The organism is Azospirillum sp. TSH100 (assembly GCF_004923295.1).
Lineage (GTDB): Bacteria > Pseudomonadota > Alphaproteobacteria > Azospirillales > Azospirillaceae > Azospirillum.
On record NZ_CP039636.1, the window covers coordinates 433,301 to 449,119 of the forward strand.

Genomic DNA, 15,819 nt, shown 5'->3' on the forward strand with positions numbered 1-15,819 from the left:
CAGCGATGGGGAGCGGCCGGGGCGTTGTCTTGAAAGAGGATACCGGATGGCCGGTCAGCCGATTCGCAAGCCCACCCGCCTGGAACCGTGGCAGGACGCGGGCCAGACCCCCTATGTCCGCATCGAGAAGGTGACGAAGACCTTCGGCGACTTCGTCGCGGTCGACGAGGTCAGCCTGTCGATCTACCGCAACGAGTTCTTCGCCCTGCTGGGCGGCTCCGGCTCCGGCAAGACGACGCTGCTGCGCATGCTGGCGGGGTTCGAGCAGCCGACCGAGGGCAAGATCTACATCGACGGTGTCGATATGGCCGGCATCCCGCCCTATGAGCGGCCGGTGAACATGATGTTCCAGTCCTACGCCCTGTTCCCGCACATGACGGTGGAGCAGAACGTCGCCTTCGGCCTGAAACAGGACGGGGTGGCGAAGGCGGAGATCCGCGACCGCGTGGCCGAGATGCTGGGGATGGTCCAGCTGTCGGCCTTCGCCAAGCGCCGTCCGCACCAGCTGTCCGGCGGCCAGCGCCAGCGCGTGGCGCTCGCCCGTTCGCTGGTCAAGCGGCCGAAGCTGCTGCTGCTGGACGAGCCGCTGGGCGCGCTCGACAAGAAGCTGCGCGAGCGAACCCAGTTCGAGCTGGTCAACATCCAGGAAAAGCTGGGCGTCACCTTCATCGTCGTGACCCACGACCAGGAAGAGGCGATGACCATGTCCTCGCGTATCGCCGTGATGAACCACGGCGTCATCGCGCAGGTCGGCACGCCGACCGAGATTTACGAATACCCGCACAGCCGTTTCGTCGCCGAGTTCATCGGGTCGATCAACATGTTCGACGGCCGCGTCGTCTCGACCGAAGGCGATCAGGTCCTGGTCGCGTCGGAGGAGGCGGGCTGCGAACTGCTGATCGCCCACGCGACCCCGGCGCCGGCCGGCTCCCCCGTCTCCGTCGCCATCCGGCCGGAGAAGATCGCGCTGTCGAAGGAGCCGGTTGCTGCCGGTGACGGCCGCAACCAGACCACCGGCATCGTGCGCGAGATCGCCTATCTCGGCGACGTGTCGATCTATCTGGTGCAGTTGCCGACCGGCAAGACGGTGCGTGTCACCGCCCCCAACGTCACCCGCCGCACCGAAATGCCGATCACCTGGGAGGACGAGGTGACGCTGAGCTGGCGCCCGTTCGCCGGCGTGGTGCTGACCCAATGAACGCGGCCGTCTCCGTCCTCGTTTCCGGTCTCAGCCGGATCGGACTGTGGGGGCGCGGCGTGGTCGTCGCCATCCCCTATCTGTGGCTGCTGCTGTTCTTCCTGGTGCCCTTCCTGATCGTTTTTGGCATCAGCTTCTCCGAATCGATCATCGCCCAGCCGCCCTATTCGTCGCTGGTGGACTGGCTGCGGGACGAGGACGCCGGCACTTCCAAGCTGCAAATCCTGCTGAACATCAGCAACTATTTCCGGCTGGGCGGCGACGACCTTTACATTCTCGCCTACCTGAATTCACTACGGATCGCGGCGGTGACCACGCTGATGTGCCTCGCCATCGGCTATCCCATGGCCTATGCCATCGCCAAGGCCGATCCGGCGCGGCGCGGGCCGCTGATGATGCTGGTGATCCTGCCCTTCTGGACCAGCTTCCTGATCCGCATCTATGCCTGGATCGGCATCCTCAAGGGCAACGGTGTCATCAGCAACCTGCTGGAATGGGTGGGCCTCACCAGCGGGCCGGTCGAGATCCTCTATTCCGACTGGGCTGTCTATATCGGCATGACCTACTGCTATCTGCCCTTCATGGTCCTGCCGCTCTATTCGACGCTGGAGAAGATGGACCCCAGCCTGCTGGAGGCGGCGGCCGATCTCGGCTCCCGGCCCTTCCGGTCCTTCCTGTCGATCACGCTGCCGCTGTCGCTTCCCGGCATCATCGCCGGCTCGCTGCTGGTCTTCATCCCGGCGGTGGGCGAGTTCGTGACGCCGGAGCTGCTGGGCGGCCCCGACACGCTGATGATCGGCCGCGTGCTGTGGAACGAGTTCTTCGCCAACCGGGACTGGCCGGTGGCCTCGGCGGTGGCGATCGCGCTGCTGCTGGTGCTGGTGATCCCTATCATGATCTTCCAGCATGTGCAGGGCAAACAGGCGGAGGCCGGACGATGAAGAAGCGGATCGGATTCCTGTCCTGGGCGCTGCTGTTCGGCTATGCCTTCCTCTATGTCCCCATCGCGCTGCTGGTCGTCTTCAGCTTCAACGAGTCGCGGCTGGTGACGGTGTGGAGCGGCTTTTCGACCAAATGGTATGCCGAGCTGATCCACAACGAGGCGCTGCTGGACGCGGCCTTCCTGTCCTTCCAGGTGGCGGCGGTGTCGGCGACGCTGTCGGTCCTGCTCGGCACCTGCGCCGGGCTGGCCCTGACCCGCTTCGGACGGTTCCGCGGCCGCACCCTGTTCGGCGGCATGATCACCGCGCCGCTGGTCATGCCGGAGGTCATCACCGGCCTGTCGCTGCTGCTGCTGTTCGTGGCGATGGAGCAATGGCTGGGCTGGCCCGACGGGCGCGGCGTCACCACCATCACCATCGCCCACACCACCTTCACCATGTCCTACGTCGCGGTGGTCATCCAGTCGCGGCTGGCCGGCATGGACGGCAGCCTGGAAGAGGCGGCGATGGATCTGGGCGCCCGGCCGGCCAAGGTGTTCTTCGTCATCACCCTGCCGCTGATCGCCCCGGCGCTGGTCGCCGGCTGGCTGCTGGCCTTCACCCTGTCGCTGGACGACGTGGTGGTGGCGAGCTTCGTCTCCGGCCCCGGATCGACGACGCTTCCGATGGTGATCTTCTCCAGCGTGAAATTCGGCATCAGCCCGCAGATCAACGCCCTGGCGACGCTGATGGTTCTGGTGGTGGCGACCGGCATCTTCATCGCCAGCATCGTCATGGCCCGCCAGGAACGGCAGCGCAAACGCGACGAACAGATGGCGATCCAGAACGGCTGATTGCAGCCTTGTGGGTTTGGAGCCCATCAGATGCCAGCTGAGGCATCCGATGGGCTCCAGCCTTTCGGGTGTCCGGCCGGTACGGGGCGGGGGCCTTCGTTTCCAGGGCCCCCGCCTTCCCCTTATGCCGGCACCGGCCGTTCCACCGTAACGGAGGGGTGCGCGTCCAGCCCCGCCCGCCGCTCCACATCGACCAGCAGGGCGGCGAGGCGGTCGGCTTCGGCCTGGACCGCCGCCACGTCATACCAGCCGGGCAGATTCTCCAGGTCGGTGCGCGCCGTTGGGGCCCGCCCCTTCACCTGCACGAGATTTGTCACCTCGTTCGGATCCCGGGTCAGGTCATACATCTCCCATTCCAGCAGGAGCGGGTTCGCCGGGTCGAAATAGCGGGCCAGCTTGGCGTTCTCGGTGCGCACGCAGCGGATGTGGTTGGGCTGGCGCACCGGGCCGGGGGCCAGCTCCGGCACGCTCTTGACGCTGAAGCCGCCGGCGCGCACGGCCTCGACGGTCTGGCAGTACACCTCGTAGGCGCCGTAATAGTCGGGCTGGGTGAGCCGGCCGCCGTCCATCGGCTGGGTCACCTCGTCATCGGTCATGAACAGCACGCCTTCGCGCGGCTCGCCGTTGGGGTAGGTCACCGGCGTGCCGGGGGTCTTCAGCACCGGGGTCAGGTCGATTCCGGGCAGCGGCGCCATGCTGTGGCGCCCGGCCAGCCTGGCCGCCGCCTCGCCCAGCGCCTTCTCGCCGACGCCGGTCAGGCCCAGCACGGTGGGCACGAGGTCGGCGTGGCTGGTCACGGCATCGACATGCCTCAGCGTGTCCTCGTCGCCGCCCATCGAGGTCGGGAACCGCACCACCATCGGCACATGCACGGCCTCCTCATAGGCGACGTGCCACTTCTCCAGCATCATGTTGTGGGCCGCGCCCAGCTCGCCATGGTCGGCCACGAAGAGGACGATGGTGTTGTCGGCCTGCCCGGAATCCTCCAAGGCCTGGAGCACGCGGTTGATCTGCGGATCGACCTGGGAATGCAGCCAGGCATAGAATTGCAGGAGCTGGATGCTGTAGCCCTCCGGATCCTCGGAGAGCTGGAACGGGATGGTGAATTTCAGGGCCATCGCCACCGCGGCCTTCCAGTCGTCGTCGGGACTGGTCCCGCCCGGAAGGGCGCTGACGGCGCCGTGGCTCGCCTTGGCGGACAGGGCGAGGCCGATCTTGTAGGCGGCGTCGAACTGGCAGGACGGCTTGGTCGACAGATCCTCGTCCCAGGTCGGGATGGGGCCGGCGCAATCCTGCGGGAAGCCCTGCGGATTGAGCGGCATCGCCATGGTGCCTTCGGTCGGCGGGTGCGACAGCTGCCCCTGGGTGGGGACGTCGAGCGGGCCGAACACCGGCTGGCTCTTCGCCGTGCTCTGCGGGTCGGTCGGCGGCAGCGCCTGCGAAATCACCGTGGGATATGTCGCGATGTCGTGGGGGTTGGTGAAGGACACCACCGCGAACCACGGGCGCTCGGCCGCATCGGTGGCGGCGGTGCCGGGGCCGGGCCGCGCCTCGTCCGCCGAAACCCCGTAATTGTAGGGCAGCGCCAGCCCGCGGCGGCGCAGGAACAGACAGGCATTGTCGGCGAAGCCGGCGTCGCGGTAGAGGCCCAGGTTGTTGATGGCCGCCCCATGGGGTTCGGGATAGGACAGCTCCCAATCGGAGAAGCCGTAACGGGCCAGCGAATGGCCGGCCGGGTCGCTGACATGCCATTTGCCGAAATAATGGGACGAATAGCCGATGGCCTGCATCCAATGGCCGAGCGTGGGCGGACCGTCGGCCTTCAGCCACGGGAAGCGCGCCGCGTTGCCGTCCTTGAACATGCCGTCGGTCTGGGTCACGCCGGTGCGGTTGCCGTACTGGCCGGTGAACATCACCGCCCGGCTGGGGGTGCAGGCGCTGGACGCGATGGTGTGGTTGTGCAGCGCCACCGCGTTCTTGCGCAACCGGAGCAGGCCGGGAAAGAACGGAGCATAGTCATTCTCGCCCACATCCGCCTCGCCCCGGAATCCCAGGATCCGCTTCAGCGGTTCCGCCAGCCCGCCCTTGGGGCCATAGGAGAAGCGCGGGTAGCGGTATTGATCGACGGAGATCAGCAGGATATTGGGCCGCGAGCCGTCGCACCGCGGTCGGTTGGTGTTTTCAATCATGACACTATTATCCCTTGCGATCCATGTGGGAGAAAGTGACGTCAATAGGTAATCGGCCTTCGGAAATCGGGTGGATTTCCGTTCCGAAAGGATATTGCGGAATAGTTTCTCTTTTTCTTTCAAAGATATTTTGATAACATTAATGTCGTCAAACGATATTCGCGATAACGTTGATTTAAAATTTTCAAATAAATACCACACCGATGTGTGTATTTTTCTTTTGCATGACTTTGCGGTGAGTCGCAATCACTGCTCTGGTGGGTTGACATTGGTTTTTGCGTAGCGCACCGCACCCTAATCCTCGGAATGGATTTCTCTGCATTTGCAGTGCTTGTCACATGTGCCGAACGGACGCTGTGGCGCAGGCCGGCCAAACGGATCTTCCGTCAAGCGGCCATCCAGAAAAGTTCCTTAACGGGATCGGCGCGCGAGCAAGCTTTCCGCCACGGGTCCGCAGACCTATCCATCCGCGCGCAGCAGACCTCTGCCGCCGTGGATGGCAATTGCCCGTTTCTTTTGCTATGTTGAAGCCATCGTCAACAGCGAAAGAGGCCGTGCCATGCGCGCGCTCCTGTGGTTCCCCTTGTTGAGACTCGGATTCTTCAGTCCTGTTTCCACTGCTTATTCGACCACCCGTTCGGTCACCGCCCGCCGCGCCCTGCGCCCGCCGTCCGGCCGCTAGCCCGGACCCATGCCGGTTCCCTCTTCCGGCATGCCGACGCGACTGTCTTCCGCGTCTTTTTAAAAGTCCCTCTGCCATAAGGCTGCTCTGCCATAAGGCCAAGTGCCCGCTGCGGTGGACGCGATTGCCAAACCCGCGCTCCCGTGGTTAGGGTGGATTGGGATAAAAAACGTCCCGGTCCCACGCGGTTGCCGACCTTTCTTTGGTGTTGCGGCTGCGAAGGGCAGGCTGGGACTTTTAAAAGCGTAGAGGGATCGACGCATGACGACATCGAACGCCCCGATGCCGCCGGGTGAAGGGACGGGCCAAGGCTTCCGCATGCCCGGTGAATGGGCCCCCCACAGCGGGTGCTGGATGGCGTGGCCGTGCCGGCCCGAAACCTGGCCGGAGGGCGCCTTCGACGCCGCGTGCGACGCCTATGCCGAGGTCGCGCAGGCCATCTCCCGCTTCGAGCCGGTGACGATGGTGTGCGACCCGGCGGATGTCGCGGAGGCCTCGCTGGCCTGCGGGCCGGGCATCCAGATCCTGCCGCTGCCGATCAGTGATTCCTGGATTCGTGACACCGGTCCCAGCTTCGTCGTCGACGGCAAGGGTGGGTTGGCCGGTGTCCATTGGGGGTTCAACGCCTGGGGCGGCAACTATGAGGGCTGCGAAAAGGATCAGCAGGTCGGCCGCCTGATCCTCGACCATCTCAAGCTCCCCCGTTTCTCCGCTCCGCTGGTGATGGAGGGCGGCTCCTTCCATGTCGACGGGGAGGGGACGCTGATCACCACCGAACAATGCCTGCTGAACCCCAACCGCAATCCGGGCCTGTCGCGGGAGGAGATCGAGCGGCAACTGAAGGATCATCTCGGCGTCGAGACGGTGATCTGGCTGGGCCAGGGCTATCAGGACGACGAGACCGACGGCCACATCGACGAGATCGCGCTGTTCGTGCGCCCCGGCGTGGTGATGGCCATCACCACCGATGATCCGGGCGATCCGAACTTCAAGATCTTCCAGGACAATCTGGACCGTCTGAAGCGCGCCCGCGATGCGAAGGGCCGCGAACTGGAGGTCATCACCGTCCAGCAGCCTGCCCGCCGCGACGTGAACGGCGTGCGTCTGACCCTCTCCTACACCAACCTCTACATCGCCAACGGCGGCATCGTCATGCCGGCCTTCGAGGATCCGGCCGACGACGAGGCTTTCCGCGTCGTCCGCAAGGCCTTCCCCGACCGCGAGGTGGTGCAGATCGCAACATTGGACATCGTCCGCGGCGGCGGCGGCATCCACTGCATTACGCAGCAGCAGCCGCTTCCCTGACGGTTGGCGTCACCGTGCCGCCGCTGTGGGGCAGGCGAGGGAACGGGCGGGCAGGGTCGGTGTTCTTGTCGGGCAATCTCCTTTCCGGAAAGCCCGACGATCATGGCCGAGGACACCGCCCGCCGTCTGCAGGCACGCCCCATCGCGGTGACGAAGGCCGCTCCGCCCGCCTCCACCCAGACCATCCTGCTGATCATCACGCTGATCGTCGTGACGCTCTATGTGGCGGCGGACATCCTGATGCCGATCGCGCTGGCGGTGCTGCTCGGCTTCGTGCTGACGCCCATCGTCAGCCGGCTGGAGCGCTGGCGTCTCGGCCGGGTGCCGTCGGTTCTGGCGGTGGTGGTCCTACTGTTCCTCGCCATCACCGGCTTCGGCGCGGTGGTGGGCAGCCAGCTGGGCGATCTCGCCGACAATCTGCCGGCCTACCAGCGCAACATCCACAGCAAGATCGAGTCCCTGCGCGGCGCCACCGCGTCTGCCGGCGACCGTGGTGCGCTGAAGCAGGCGACCGACGCCTTCCGCGATCTCCAGCAGGAGCTTGAACGGGCAACCGCAGCGGCCACGGCCGGTCCGCAGCCCGGCGTCGCTCCTGCGCCGCAATCCGGCCCGGCGGCACCGCCGCACCGCGACCCGGTGCCCGTCCGCATCGACCAGTCCGACACCGGTGTCTTCGATCTCGTCAGCCGGGTGCTCGGCCCGGCGATGACGCCGATCGCCACGGCCGGCATGGTGCTGGTCTTCACGATCTTCATGCTGTTGCAGCGGGAGGATCTGCGCGACCGCCTGATCCGGCTGGTCGGCTCGGGCGATCTCAGCCGCACGACCGAGGCGATGAACGACGCCGGCGAGCGGGTCAGCCGCTATCTGCTGATGCAGGTGGTGGTCAACGTCACCTACGGCCTGCCGATCGGCGTCGGGCTCTGGCTGCTCGGCGTGCCGAACCCGCTGCTGTGGGGGCTGCTGGCGACGGTGCTGCGCTTCATCCCCTTCCTCGGACCGGTGATCGCCTCGGCCTTTCCGATCCTGCTGTCCTTCGCGGTCGACACCGGCTGGACCCTGCCGCTGCTGTGCATCGCCCTGTTCGTGGCGGTGGAGCTGTTCTCCAACAATGTGGTGGAGCCCTGGCTCTACGGCACGGCGACCGGCCTGTCCTCGCTGGCCATCATCATCGCGGCGGTGGTGTGGACGACGCTGTGGGGGCCGGTCGGCCTGCTGCTGGCGACGCCGCTGACCGTCTGCCTCGTGGTGCTCGGCCGCCATGTGCCGCAGCTGCATTTCCTGGAGGTGATGCTGGGCGACCGCCCGGTCCTGCCCGACGAGGCGAAAATCTACCAGCGCCTGCTGGCCCGCGATCCCGCCGAGGCGACCGAGCTTGCCGAGGAGCGGCTCGGCAAATCGAGCCCGGTCGAGCTGGCCGACGGGCTGCTGCTGCCCGCCCTCTCGCTTGCCGAGCAGGACCGCCAGCGCGGCAGCCTGAACCCGGACGGCCGGCAGGCGGTGGCCGAGGGCATGGCAAGCCTGCTGGACGAACTGACGGAGACGACCGTCCCTGCGGCCGCCGCACCGCGTGTGCTTTGCGTCGGGGCCCGCAACAGTCTGGACGAGGCGGCGGCCGGGCTTTTCGCCTTTCTGCTGGCTGGCCATGGCATCCAGGCCGACGTTATTCAATGCGAGAAGGCATCCGCCCGCGCCATCGCCAGCCTTGGCACCGCCGGGGTGGATGCGGTCGTGCTGTCCTCGCTCAACCCGGCGGCGCTGGGCCATTGCCGGCGGATGCTGCGCCGCCTGCGCCTGCATTTCGGCCCGCGCGTTCCGATCCTGCTCTGCCTGTGGAGCGCCCATCCGGAGGCCGAAGTGCCGGAGCGCGCCAGCGCCGAGACCGACGCCGATCTGGTCGCCACCGGCATGGCCGGCGCCCTGGCGCAGCTGGAGGAGCTGAACATCGGCGTGGCGGTCGCTTCCGCGACGGCCTCTGCGCAGTCTTAAGCCGCGGCCACCCAGCGGTTGCGGCCGGCGCGCTTGGCGATATAGAGCGCGTCGTCGGCCGCCTGGATGCAGGCGTCGGCGCTCCGGCCCTGGCGATAGGCGGCGACGCCCAGGCTCAGCGTGACCGATATGCTGTGTTCCTGATGGGCGATGGGACGGTGGGCGATGATCTGCCGCAGCTTCTCCGCCACCATCTCGGCCTGGAGCTGATCGGTGTCGGGCAGCAGGATCAGGAACTCCTCCCCGCCCCAGCGGGCGCACAGGTCGTGGGCACGCAGATTCCGGCGCAGCAGGCCGGCGGTCTCCACCAGCACGACGTCGCCGGCGGCGTGGCCGAAGGCGTCGTTCACTTCCTTGAAATGGTCGATGTCCAGCATGATCAGTGCGAAGCCGCCGCCACTGCGGCCGACGCGGCACAGCTCCGCCTCCAGCCGTTCGATCATGTGGCGCCGGTTGGGCAGCTCGGTCAGCGGATCGGTCTGCGACGCGGCGTGCAGTGCCCGCGCCATCTGGCGGGTGTCGGTCTGCATACGGTCACTGATCTTGGCGATCTTGGTCAGCTGCCGCATCAGCTTCATATGTTCGTCGGCGAGCGCGCGGAACTCGTCCATCAGCGGATGGTCGGCATAGTCCTCGTGGCACGCAAGGCGGGCGAGCCAGTTCTGAAGCTTCTGTTCCTGCAGCATCATGCCCACCGTTCCCCGCCGCAAGGCCCAGCGCCTGGGCAAACCCGTCAGCGCCATGCCGTCGTTCCCGTTGCCGTCCCCGTTGCCGCCGGTCATGACGAGGTCTCCGTCACCGGAACCGCGTCCGCCTGAACGACCGCCGGCGCTGCGGCGCGCGCCACGGGCAGCCGGACGGTGAAGGCCGATCCGCAGCCCGGCTCGCTCGCCACCGAGATGCCGCCGCCATGCGTGTCGACGATGCAGCGGGCAAGATGGAGGCCGAGCCCGGCTCCGGTGGTTCCGGCGGCGTTGGAGGCGCGGAAATACTTGTCGAACAGCCGTGCCGCGTCGGCCGCGTTGACACCGATCCCCTCGTCGGTGATCCGCACCGTCACCTGGCCTTCGCCCCCCCCCTCGCCGGCCCCGCCGCCGCCCGAGAGGTCGAGGCGGATCGTTCCCCCGTTCGGCGAATATTTGACGGCGTTTTCCAGCAGGTTGGAAAACACGACGGCCAGAAGATCGCGGTCGCCGGGGATCGGCACCGGCCGGTCGGCGCCATGCAGCTCGATCCGGTGCCCTGAGGCGGTCGGCGCCATCTCGCCCACCAGCGAGGTCAGCATCGCGGCGAGGTCGAAGGCCGTCGGCCGCGCCGCCGCGGCGCCCAGCCGGTCGTGGGTCAGGCAGCGTTCGATCAGATGCAGCATCCGCTGGACCGCGTTGCGGATCTTGCCCACCCGCGGCCTTGCCGAAACCGGCAGCTTCGGCTCCAGCTCCAGCAGCTGGGAGGCGCTGTCGATGATCGCCAGCGGCGTGCGGAATTCGTGGCTGACCATCAGAACGAACTCACGCTGCTGGCGTGCCATCTCCTTGGTCTCGGTCTGGAGGCGGTCGCTGATCTTGGCGATCTTGCGGAACTGGCGCAGAAGTTTGCCATGCCGTTCCGCCAGCATCTGGAATTCCGCCAGCAGCGGGTTTTCGGCATTGGCCGGATCCTCGGCCAGCCGCTGAACCCATTGGCGAAGCTCCTGTTCCTGCGACCGCATCGTCATCCCTGGTGCTCAGTGCGCCATCAGTGGGCCAGAATCTCGAAAGGCAGCGACACGTCCTCGGCGAACTCCTCCGCCATGTCGAGCGCGCGGTCGTTGTCGCTGTCGTAATGCCAGCGCACCGACACCGTCTGACCCTTCTGGTGGGCGCCGTCCAGCATCTCCAGCACGTCGATCATGCATTTGATGCTGCTGGTGTTGAGATAGCTCAGCCCGATATCCAGCACCACCGCCGGGGCGGGATCCTTCAGATACTCCTCCAGCCAGCTGAATACCGGCGCGTAGAAATCGAAGGAATTTTCCGGATAGGATTCGCCGTCGATGCGCAGAAGCCCGGCCTCCGGATCGAAATCGATCAGGGGAGAGCAGGAGGATGCTTCGATCCGCAATCTGTCCATTATGCGTGTTCCGTAAATTCTTAGAGCTGGACTTCGAGGCTGAAGAAATAATAGGCGTCGTCCACGGCGCGCAGCGAATAGTCAAGCGGCTGGGTGGCCTTGCGCGCCATGTCGATCAGCCCGAGCCCGGCGCCGCTGGCGCCCGCTTCGCGGGGTTTGCGCGACTGCTCCTTGTAGGCGGCCTTCAGGCCGGCCTTGTCCAGTCCGCGCAGCCTCTCCAGCATCGCCGACAGCCCGGGGACGTCGTCCGCCTCCACCAGATTGCCGGAGCTGACGACGTAGTGATCGTCCTCCTTGCCGATCACCACGATGCCGCTGTTGGCCGGGATCGGCCGGCCCAGCGTCTCGCGCGACGCCGTGTAGTTGCGGACGTTCTGGGCCTGCTCCACATAGACGGAGAAGACATCCATGATCGCCGATTTCTCGATCCGCTCATTTTCCAGATGGTTGCGGACCGCCTTGCCCAGCTCCTCGATGACGCTGTGGCTGAAGGGGCCGCTGAAGCAGATCAGCAGCTTCTGCCGCGACAGCAGCTCCTGCAGGTTGAAGAGTTCGTTGCCTTTCATCGTACCTTGACGACCTGCCTTACGGGTGGACGGGGTGGGATGGGGATGCGTCGGCGTCCGCCCGCGTGGCGGTGGACGCCGACGTGACTGCCGGGGAAACGGTGAAACCGACCAGGGTGATGTCGTCACGCTGCGGCCGCTCGCCCTGATGCCCGGCCAGGGCCTGGGCGAAGGCCGTGCGGCGCTCGGCCATCGGGATCGCGTCGTGTTCCAGCAGCATGGCGCTGAAGCGGCGGTTGCCGAAGCCGAAACCGCGGGCGCCGCCGGCCTGATCGAGGAAACCGTCGGTGGTCAGGTAGAAGCTGCGGCCCGGTGCCAGTTCGACCCGGTGGGTGGTGAAGCGGTGGCCGGTGTCTGAGCGGCGATAGCCCAGGCTCTGCGCATCGCCCTTCACCTCGCCGACGGTCGCGGCGCCGGGATCGACGATGTGCAGGCCGATGCGGCCGCCGGCGAACAGCAGGTCGCCCCGGTCCGGCCGCACCAGGCACAGGCCGATGTCCAACCCATTGTCGAAGCGCGGGTTGTCGCGCCCGCGGGCCAGGGCCGCGCGCACCATGCGGTTCAACCCACCCAGGATCGCCGCCGGATCGCTGTCCGGCGTCTCCGACAGCACATGGTCGAGGATTGCCGACACCGTCATCGTCATGAAGGCGCCGGGCACGCCATGGCCGGAACAGTCGGCAACGCCGATCAGGAAGCGGCCGCCCTCCAGTGCGCGGAAGATGTGGAAATCGCCGCCCACCACGTCGCGCGGCCGCCACAGCACGCAGACGCCGTCCAGATGCCGCGCCATCTCCCGCTCGTCGGGCAGGATGGCCGATTGCAACAGGCTGGCATATTGGATGCTGTCCATCACCTGCCGGTTGACCACCGCCAGCTGGTCGTTGGACTGGCGCAGCTCCTCCGTCCGTTCGGCGACGCGCTGTTCCAGCCGCTCGGTGTAGTCGTGGACGGTTTCCGCCATGTGGTTGAAGGCGACGGTCAGCTGCCCGATCTCGTCGGCGCGGCTGTTGCGCAGGCGCACGCGGTAGTCGCCGGCGGCGATGGCCCCGGCCGAGCGGGTCAGCCGGGCGAGCGGCGCCAGCACCAGCCGGTTGAGCAGGGCGCTGATCATGCCGATGACGGCGAGCAGCGAGAAGAAGACCAGGCCGGCCATCGGCGCCAGCGCCGTCATGGTGGCGCTTTCCGCCTCCTCCAGCGAATAGGTCAGGCGCAGCAGGCCGACCAGCGTGCGTTCGCCGTTGCCGCCGGAGATGGCGATCTGCCGTTCGACCGTCGTCAGTTCGGCCCGGCCGGCTGGCCGCTCCAGCGCCACCAGCGGCTCGCCATGGCCGCCGCGGCCGCCGGACGCCGCCCACACCTTGACGCTGCGCACCGCCGGATCCTCGGCCATCAGGCCGCGGATCATCGCCTCCACCGCGCGGGTGTCGAACTCCCACACCGCCTGCCCCATGGCCGAGGCCTGGAGCGTGCCGACCAGCGTCGCCCGGTGGGTCAGCGCGTCGCGCTGCTGCCGGCCGACCAGGACGGAGGACACGCCCATGGCGATCAGCCCGACCAGCAGCGTGCAGCCGACGATCATCAGGATGACGCGGGTCAGCAGCGACGATCCGCCGGCGCGGGTGGTTCCGTCTCCCGTGCCACGGGGGCCGGCGCCGCGCAGCGTATAGGATTCGGTGTCGTCCCATCCCGTGACGCTCATCCACATCCTCCTGACCCGGCCGATCGGGCGTTCCGTGTTCATGGCGGCTTTCAATACAGCCCCGGTCCGGTGGACCGGATCCGCGGTGGTCGCATGTCCATCAGTAAATCCACCCCTGCGTGCAACATGCCGACAGTCATCGAACCGGCCGGCGGGCATGATGCATGTGGCGGATAAGCCTACAGATAGCACAATCGGTTTGGTCAGTCGTGAAATAACATTGGGCAATGACTTCGTTGATTGTCGGAACACACAGGAAAATGGGAGCAACCGGCAACCGTCGGCGACCAATGTCGTCCAATTGCGACGAAGTGTAACAGCGATCTGGTCGAGCCGCTGAAGCCTTTGCGGGACAGCGGCTTTTCCCGTGGACGGCCGCGTCACTGCCCATGCTATTTTCCGATACTGCCGCGTGTGAAGAAGCCAGGCGGTTGAAGCTGTCTTCATGGGGGAGAGCGAAGGATGGCGTTCGGTTTTCGTGCTTTCGGTGCCCCACGGATCGTTTCGACATGGCTTGCCGCCGTCGGCGGGGCGGCTTTCGCCGCTTTGCTCGGGACGGCGCCGCCCGTCGCCGCGCGTCCGGTGACCGTGCTGGCGCCGGAACTGCCGCCGATGGTCAGCGCCGACGGCACCGGCCGCGAGGCCACCATCATCAGGGAGACGCTGGCCGCCTGCGGGCATGAGGCGCGCTTCAAGGTGGTGCCCTTCGGCCGCCATTGGAACGACTACCGCGACAGCGTCCAGGCCGGCCAAGGGAACGGCGGCCAGGGGATCGGGCAGGTCGACGCCGTTTCCACCGTTCCTCCGGGCATGGAGATGCCGGGGGCCCGCTCCGCCCCCTACATCCTCTATCAGAACGGGGCGTCGGTGCTGAAAGGCAGCGGCCTGAACGTCCAGTCGGTGTCCGATCTGGCGGGCAAGCGCGTCATCACCTTCTCCGGTGCGCCCGACGTGCTGCCGGGCCTGCGCGCAGCCATCCCCAGCTTCGGCGATTTCCGTGAGCGCGCCGACCAGATGGTGCATTCCAACCTGCTGTTCGCCGGCCGGGTGGACGCGGTGCTGGCCGACGGGCTGATCTTCGCCGAATACAACCGCCAGCTTCAGGAAAAGGCGAAATCCGCCGGTGGCCTGCCCTTCGATCCGGCCCAGCCGGTGCAGTTCACCGCCATCTTTCCGCCGACCGCCTACAGCATGATGTTCCGCGACGAGTCGCTGCGCGCCGACTTTGACCGCTGCCTTGCGGAAATGAAGGCGAAGGGGCGGATCGATGCCATCGACCGCGACTGGGTCGCGCGCTATGCCGCGACCGTCGGCGACCGCTATCTGCCCGTCAGGTGAGCCGTCGGAACAAGAATTGCGTCGTCGGGGTTTATCCCATTCGTCCGATATGAATTGCGTAACCCGTTCCACTGATTAATATAACGTCATACGAATGTGCATGGGGGCGTGAGGCGTCGTGGCCCGGATCATTGTGGTCGAAGACGAAGCCGACCTTCGTGACGATCTTGTCGAATATCTCGACCGCTGCGGGTTCGAGGTGTTGGGAGCGTCGCGTGGCGCGGAGCTGGACCGGCTGCTTGACGCAGGGCCGGCCGATGTCATCGTGCTCGACATCAACCTGCCGGACGAGGACGGCTTCTCGGTCGCCCGGCGCGTTCGCGCCAGCTCGTCGGCCGCCATCATCATGCTGACGGCGCGGTCCGGCCTGATCGACCGCGTCATCGGGCTGGAACTCGGCGCCGACGTCTATCTGGTCAAGCCGGTCGATTTCCGCGAGGTGGAGGCGCAGGTCAAGGCGCTGATGCGGCGGATGCAGAAGGGCACCGCCGCGCAGCCGGCCGTGGAGCTGTCGCCGGCCGGGACCGCCACCGCCCCCGTCGCATCCGCGCCTGCGGAGTCGCGCAAGGCCTGGGTGTTCGACGATATCGAATGGCGCATCCAGCCGCCGACCGGTGCCGCCGTGCCGCTGACCGCAACGGAGTACAAGTTCCTCTCGCTGCTGGTCACCGCGCCCGGCGAGGCCGTAAGCCGCCAGGACATCTCCATCGCCCTGACCGGCCGTGACTGGGATCCCTACAGCCGTTCCATCGATTCGCTGGTCCGCCGCCTGCGCATCAAGGTGGAGGAGCGCAGCGGCTGCGCCCTGCCGGTCCAGGCGGTGCACGGCGTCGGCTATGCCTTCGTCGGTCCGGTGGTGACAAGCGCGGTGGAGGACAGCGCCGGCTGACCGCAAGCTGTTGATGGGGGTGCCCTACCCCGGTCTCGGCACTCGACTCACGGCCCTCCTTCGGCGATGGTAGCGCCC

Annotated in this window: 13 protein-coding genes; 7 read left to right on the forward strand and 6 right to left on the reverse strand. The window is 66.8% G+C overall.

Going from position 1 to position 15,819, the window contains the following annotated elements:
- Positions 1 to 46: 46 nt before the first annotated feature.
- The 3 genes from E6C72_RS19680 to E6C72_RS19690 are packed head-to-tail and all read left to right on the forward strand — an operon-like array spanning position 47 to position 2,972.
- A complete protein-coding gene (locus E6C72_RS19680) occupies positions 47 to 1,198 on the forward strand; it encodes an ABC transporter ATP-binding protein (RefSeq protein ID WP_109085777.1) in 1,152 nt (383 codons plus the stop codon).
- A complete protein-coding gene (locus tag E6C72_RS19685) occupies positions 1,195 to 2,139 on the forward strand; it encodes an ABC transporter permease subunit (RefSeq protein ID WP_109085776.1) in 945 nt (314 codons plus the stop codon). The genes E6C72_RS19680 and E6C72_RS19685 overlap by 4 nt, the downstream gene beginning before the upstream one ends.
- A complete protein-coding gene (locus E6C72_RS19690) occupies positions 2,136 to 2,972 on the forward strand; it encodes an ABC transporter permease subunit (RefSeq protein WP_109085775.1) in 837 nt (278 codons plus the stop codon). Before E6C72_RS19685 ends, E6C72_RS19690 begins: the two co-directional genes overlap by 4 nt.
- 122 nt (positions 2,973 to 3,094) lie before the next feature.
- Here E6C72_RS19690 and E6C72_RS19695 read toward each other — a convergent pair whose 3' ends face one another.
- Positions 3,095 to 5,161: a sulfatase-like hydrolase/transferase gene (locus E6C72_RS19695; protein ID WP_109085774.1), complete on the reverse strand. Its 2,067-nt coding sequence runs from the start codon at positions 5,159 to 5,161 to the stop codon at positions 3,095 to 3,097.
- Positions 5,162 to 6,104: 943 nt separating this feature from the next.
- On the opposite strand from E6C72_RS19695, the gene E6C72_RS19705 reads away from it, so the two are divergent.
- Both E6C72_RS19705 and E6C72_RS19710 read left to right on the forward strand, forming a co-directional pair.
- Entirely contained in the window at positions 6,105 to 7,148 is a 1,044-nt protein-coding gene (locus tag E6C72_RS19705) for an agmatine/peptidylarginine deiminase (RefSeq protein WP_109085772.1), read from the forward strand.
- Positions 7,149 to 7,250: 102 nt separating this feature from the next.
- Positions 7,251 to 9,137, forward strand: coding sequence for an AI-2E family transporter (locus E6C72_RS19710; protein ID WP_109085771.1), 1,887 nt, complete (start codon positions 7,251 to 7,253; stop codon positions 9,135 to 9,137).
- On the opposite strand, the gene E6C72_RS19715 is transcribed toward E6C72_RS19710, so the two are convergent.
- The 5 genes from E6C72_RS19715 to E6C72_RS19735 are packed head-to-tail and all read right to left on the reverse strand — an operon-like array spanning position 9,134 to position 13,514.
- Positions 9,134 to 9,919 (reverse strand): GGDEF domain-containing protein, encoded by a 786-nt coding sequence (locus E6C72_RS19715; RefSeq protein WP_109085770.1) that lies wholly within the window; start codon positions 9,917 to 9,919, stop codon positions 9,134 to 9,136. The two genes, E6C72_RS19710 and E6C72_RS19715, sit on opposite strands and share 4 nt — an antisense overlap.
- Positions 9,916 to 10,851: a sensor histidine kinase KdpD gene (locus tag E6C72_RS19720; RefSeq protein ID WP_109085769.1), complete on the reverse strand. Its 936-nt coding sequence runs from the start codon at positions 10,849 to 10,851 to the stop codon at positions 9,916 to 9,918. The genes E6C72_RS19715 and E6C72_RS19720 overlap by 4 nt, the downstream gene beginning before the upstream one ends.
- A 20-nt stretch (positions 10,852 to 10,871) precedes the next feature.
- Entirely contained in the window at positions 10,872 to 11,246 is a 375-nt protein-coding gene (siaC, locus tag E6C72_RS19725; RefSeq protein WP_109085768.1) for a biofilm regulation phosphoprotein SiaC, read from the reverse strand.
- A 20-nt stretch (positions 11,247 to 11,266) separates the two neighbouring features.
- Positions 11,267 to 11,812 (reverse strand): SiaB family protein kinase, encoded by a 546-nt coding sequence (locus E6C72_RS19730; RefSeq protein WP_109085767.1) that lies wholly within the window; start codon positions 11,810 to 11,812, stop codon positions 11,267 to 11,269.
- Between the two features lie 19 nt (positions 11,813 to 11,831).
- Positions 11,832 to 13,514, reverse strand: a complete 1,683-nt coding sequence (locus E6C72_RS19735) for a SpoIIE family protein phosphatase (protein ID WP_109085766.1) — start codon at positions 13,512 to 13,514, stop codon at positions 11,832 to 11,834.
- A gap of 462 nt (positions 13,515 to 13,976) precedes the next feature.
- Between E6C72_RS19735 and E6C72_RS19740 the strand changes: the two genes are divergently transcribed.
- Together E6C72_RS19740 and E6C72_RS19745 are read left to right on the forward strand one after the other, a co-directional pair.
- Positions 13,977 to 14,852 (forward strand): ABC transporter substrate-binding protein, encoded by an 876-nt coding sequence (locus tag E6C72_RS19740; RefSeq protein ID WP_109085765.1) that lies wholly within the window; start codon positions 13,977 to 13,979, stop codon positions 14,850 to 14,852.
- A gap of 118 nt (positions 14,853 to 14,970) precedes the next feature.
- Complete coding sequence (locus E6C72_RS19745; protein WP_169055245.1) at positions 14,971 to 15,741, forward strand: response regulator transcription factor; 771 nt, start codon at positions 14,971 to 14,973, stop codon at positions 15,739 to 15,741.
- Positions 15,742 to 15,819: the final 78 nt, after the last annotated feature.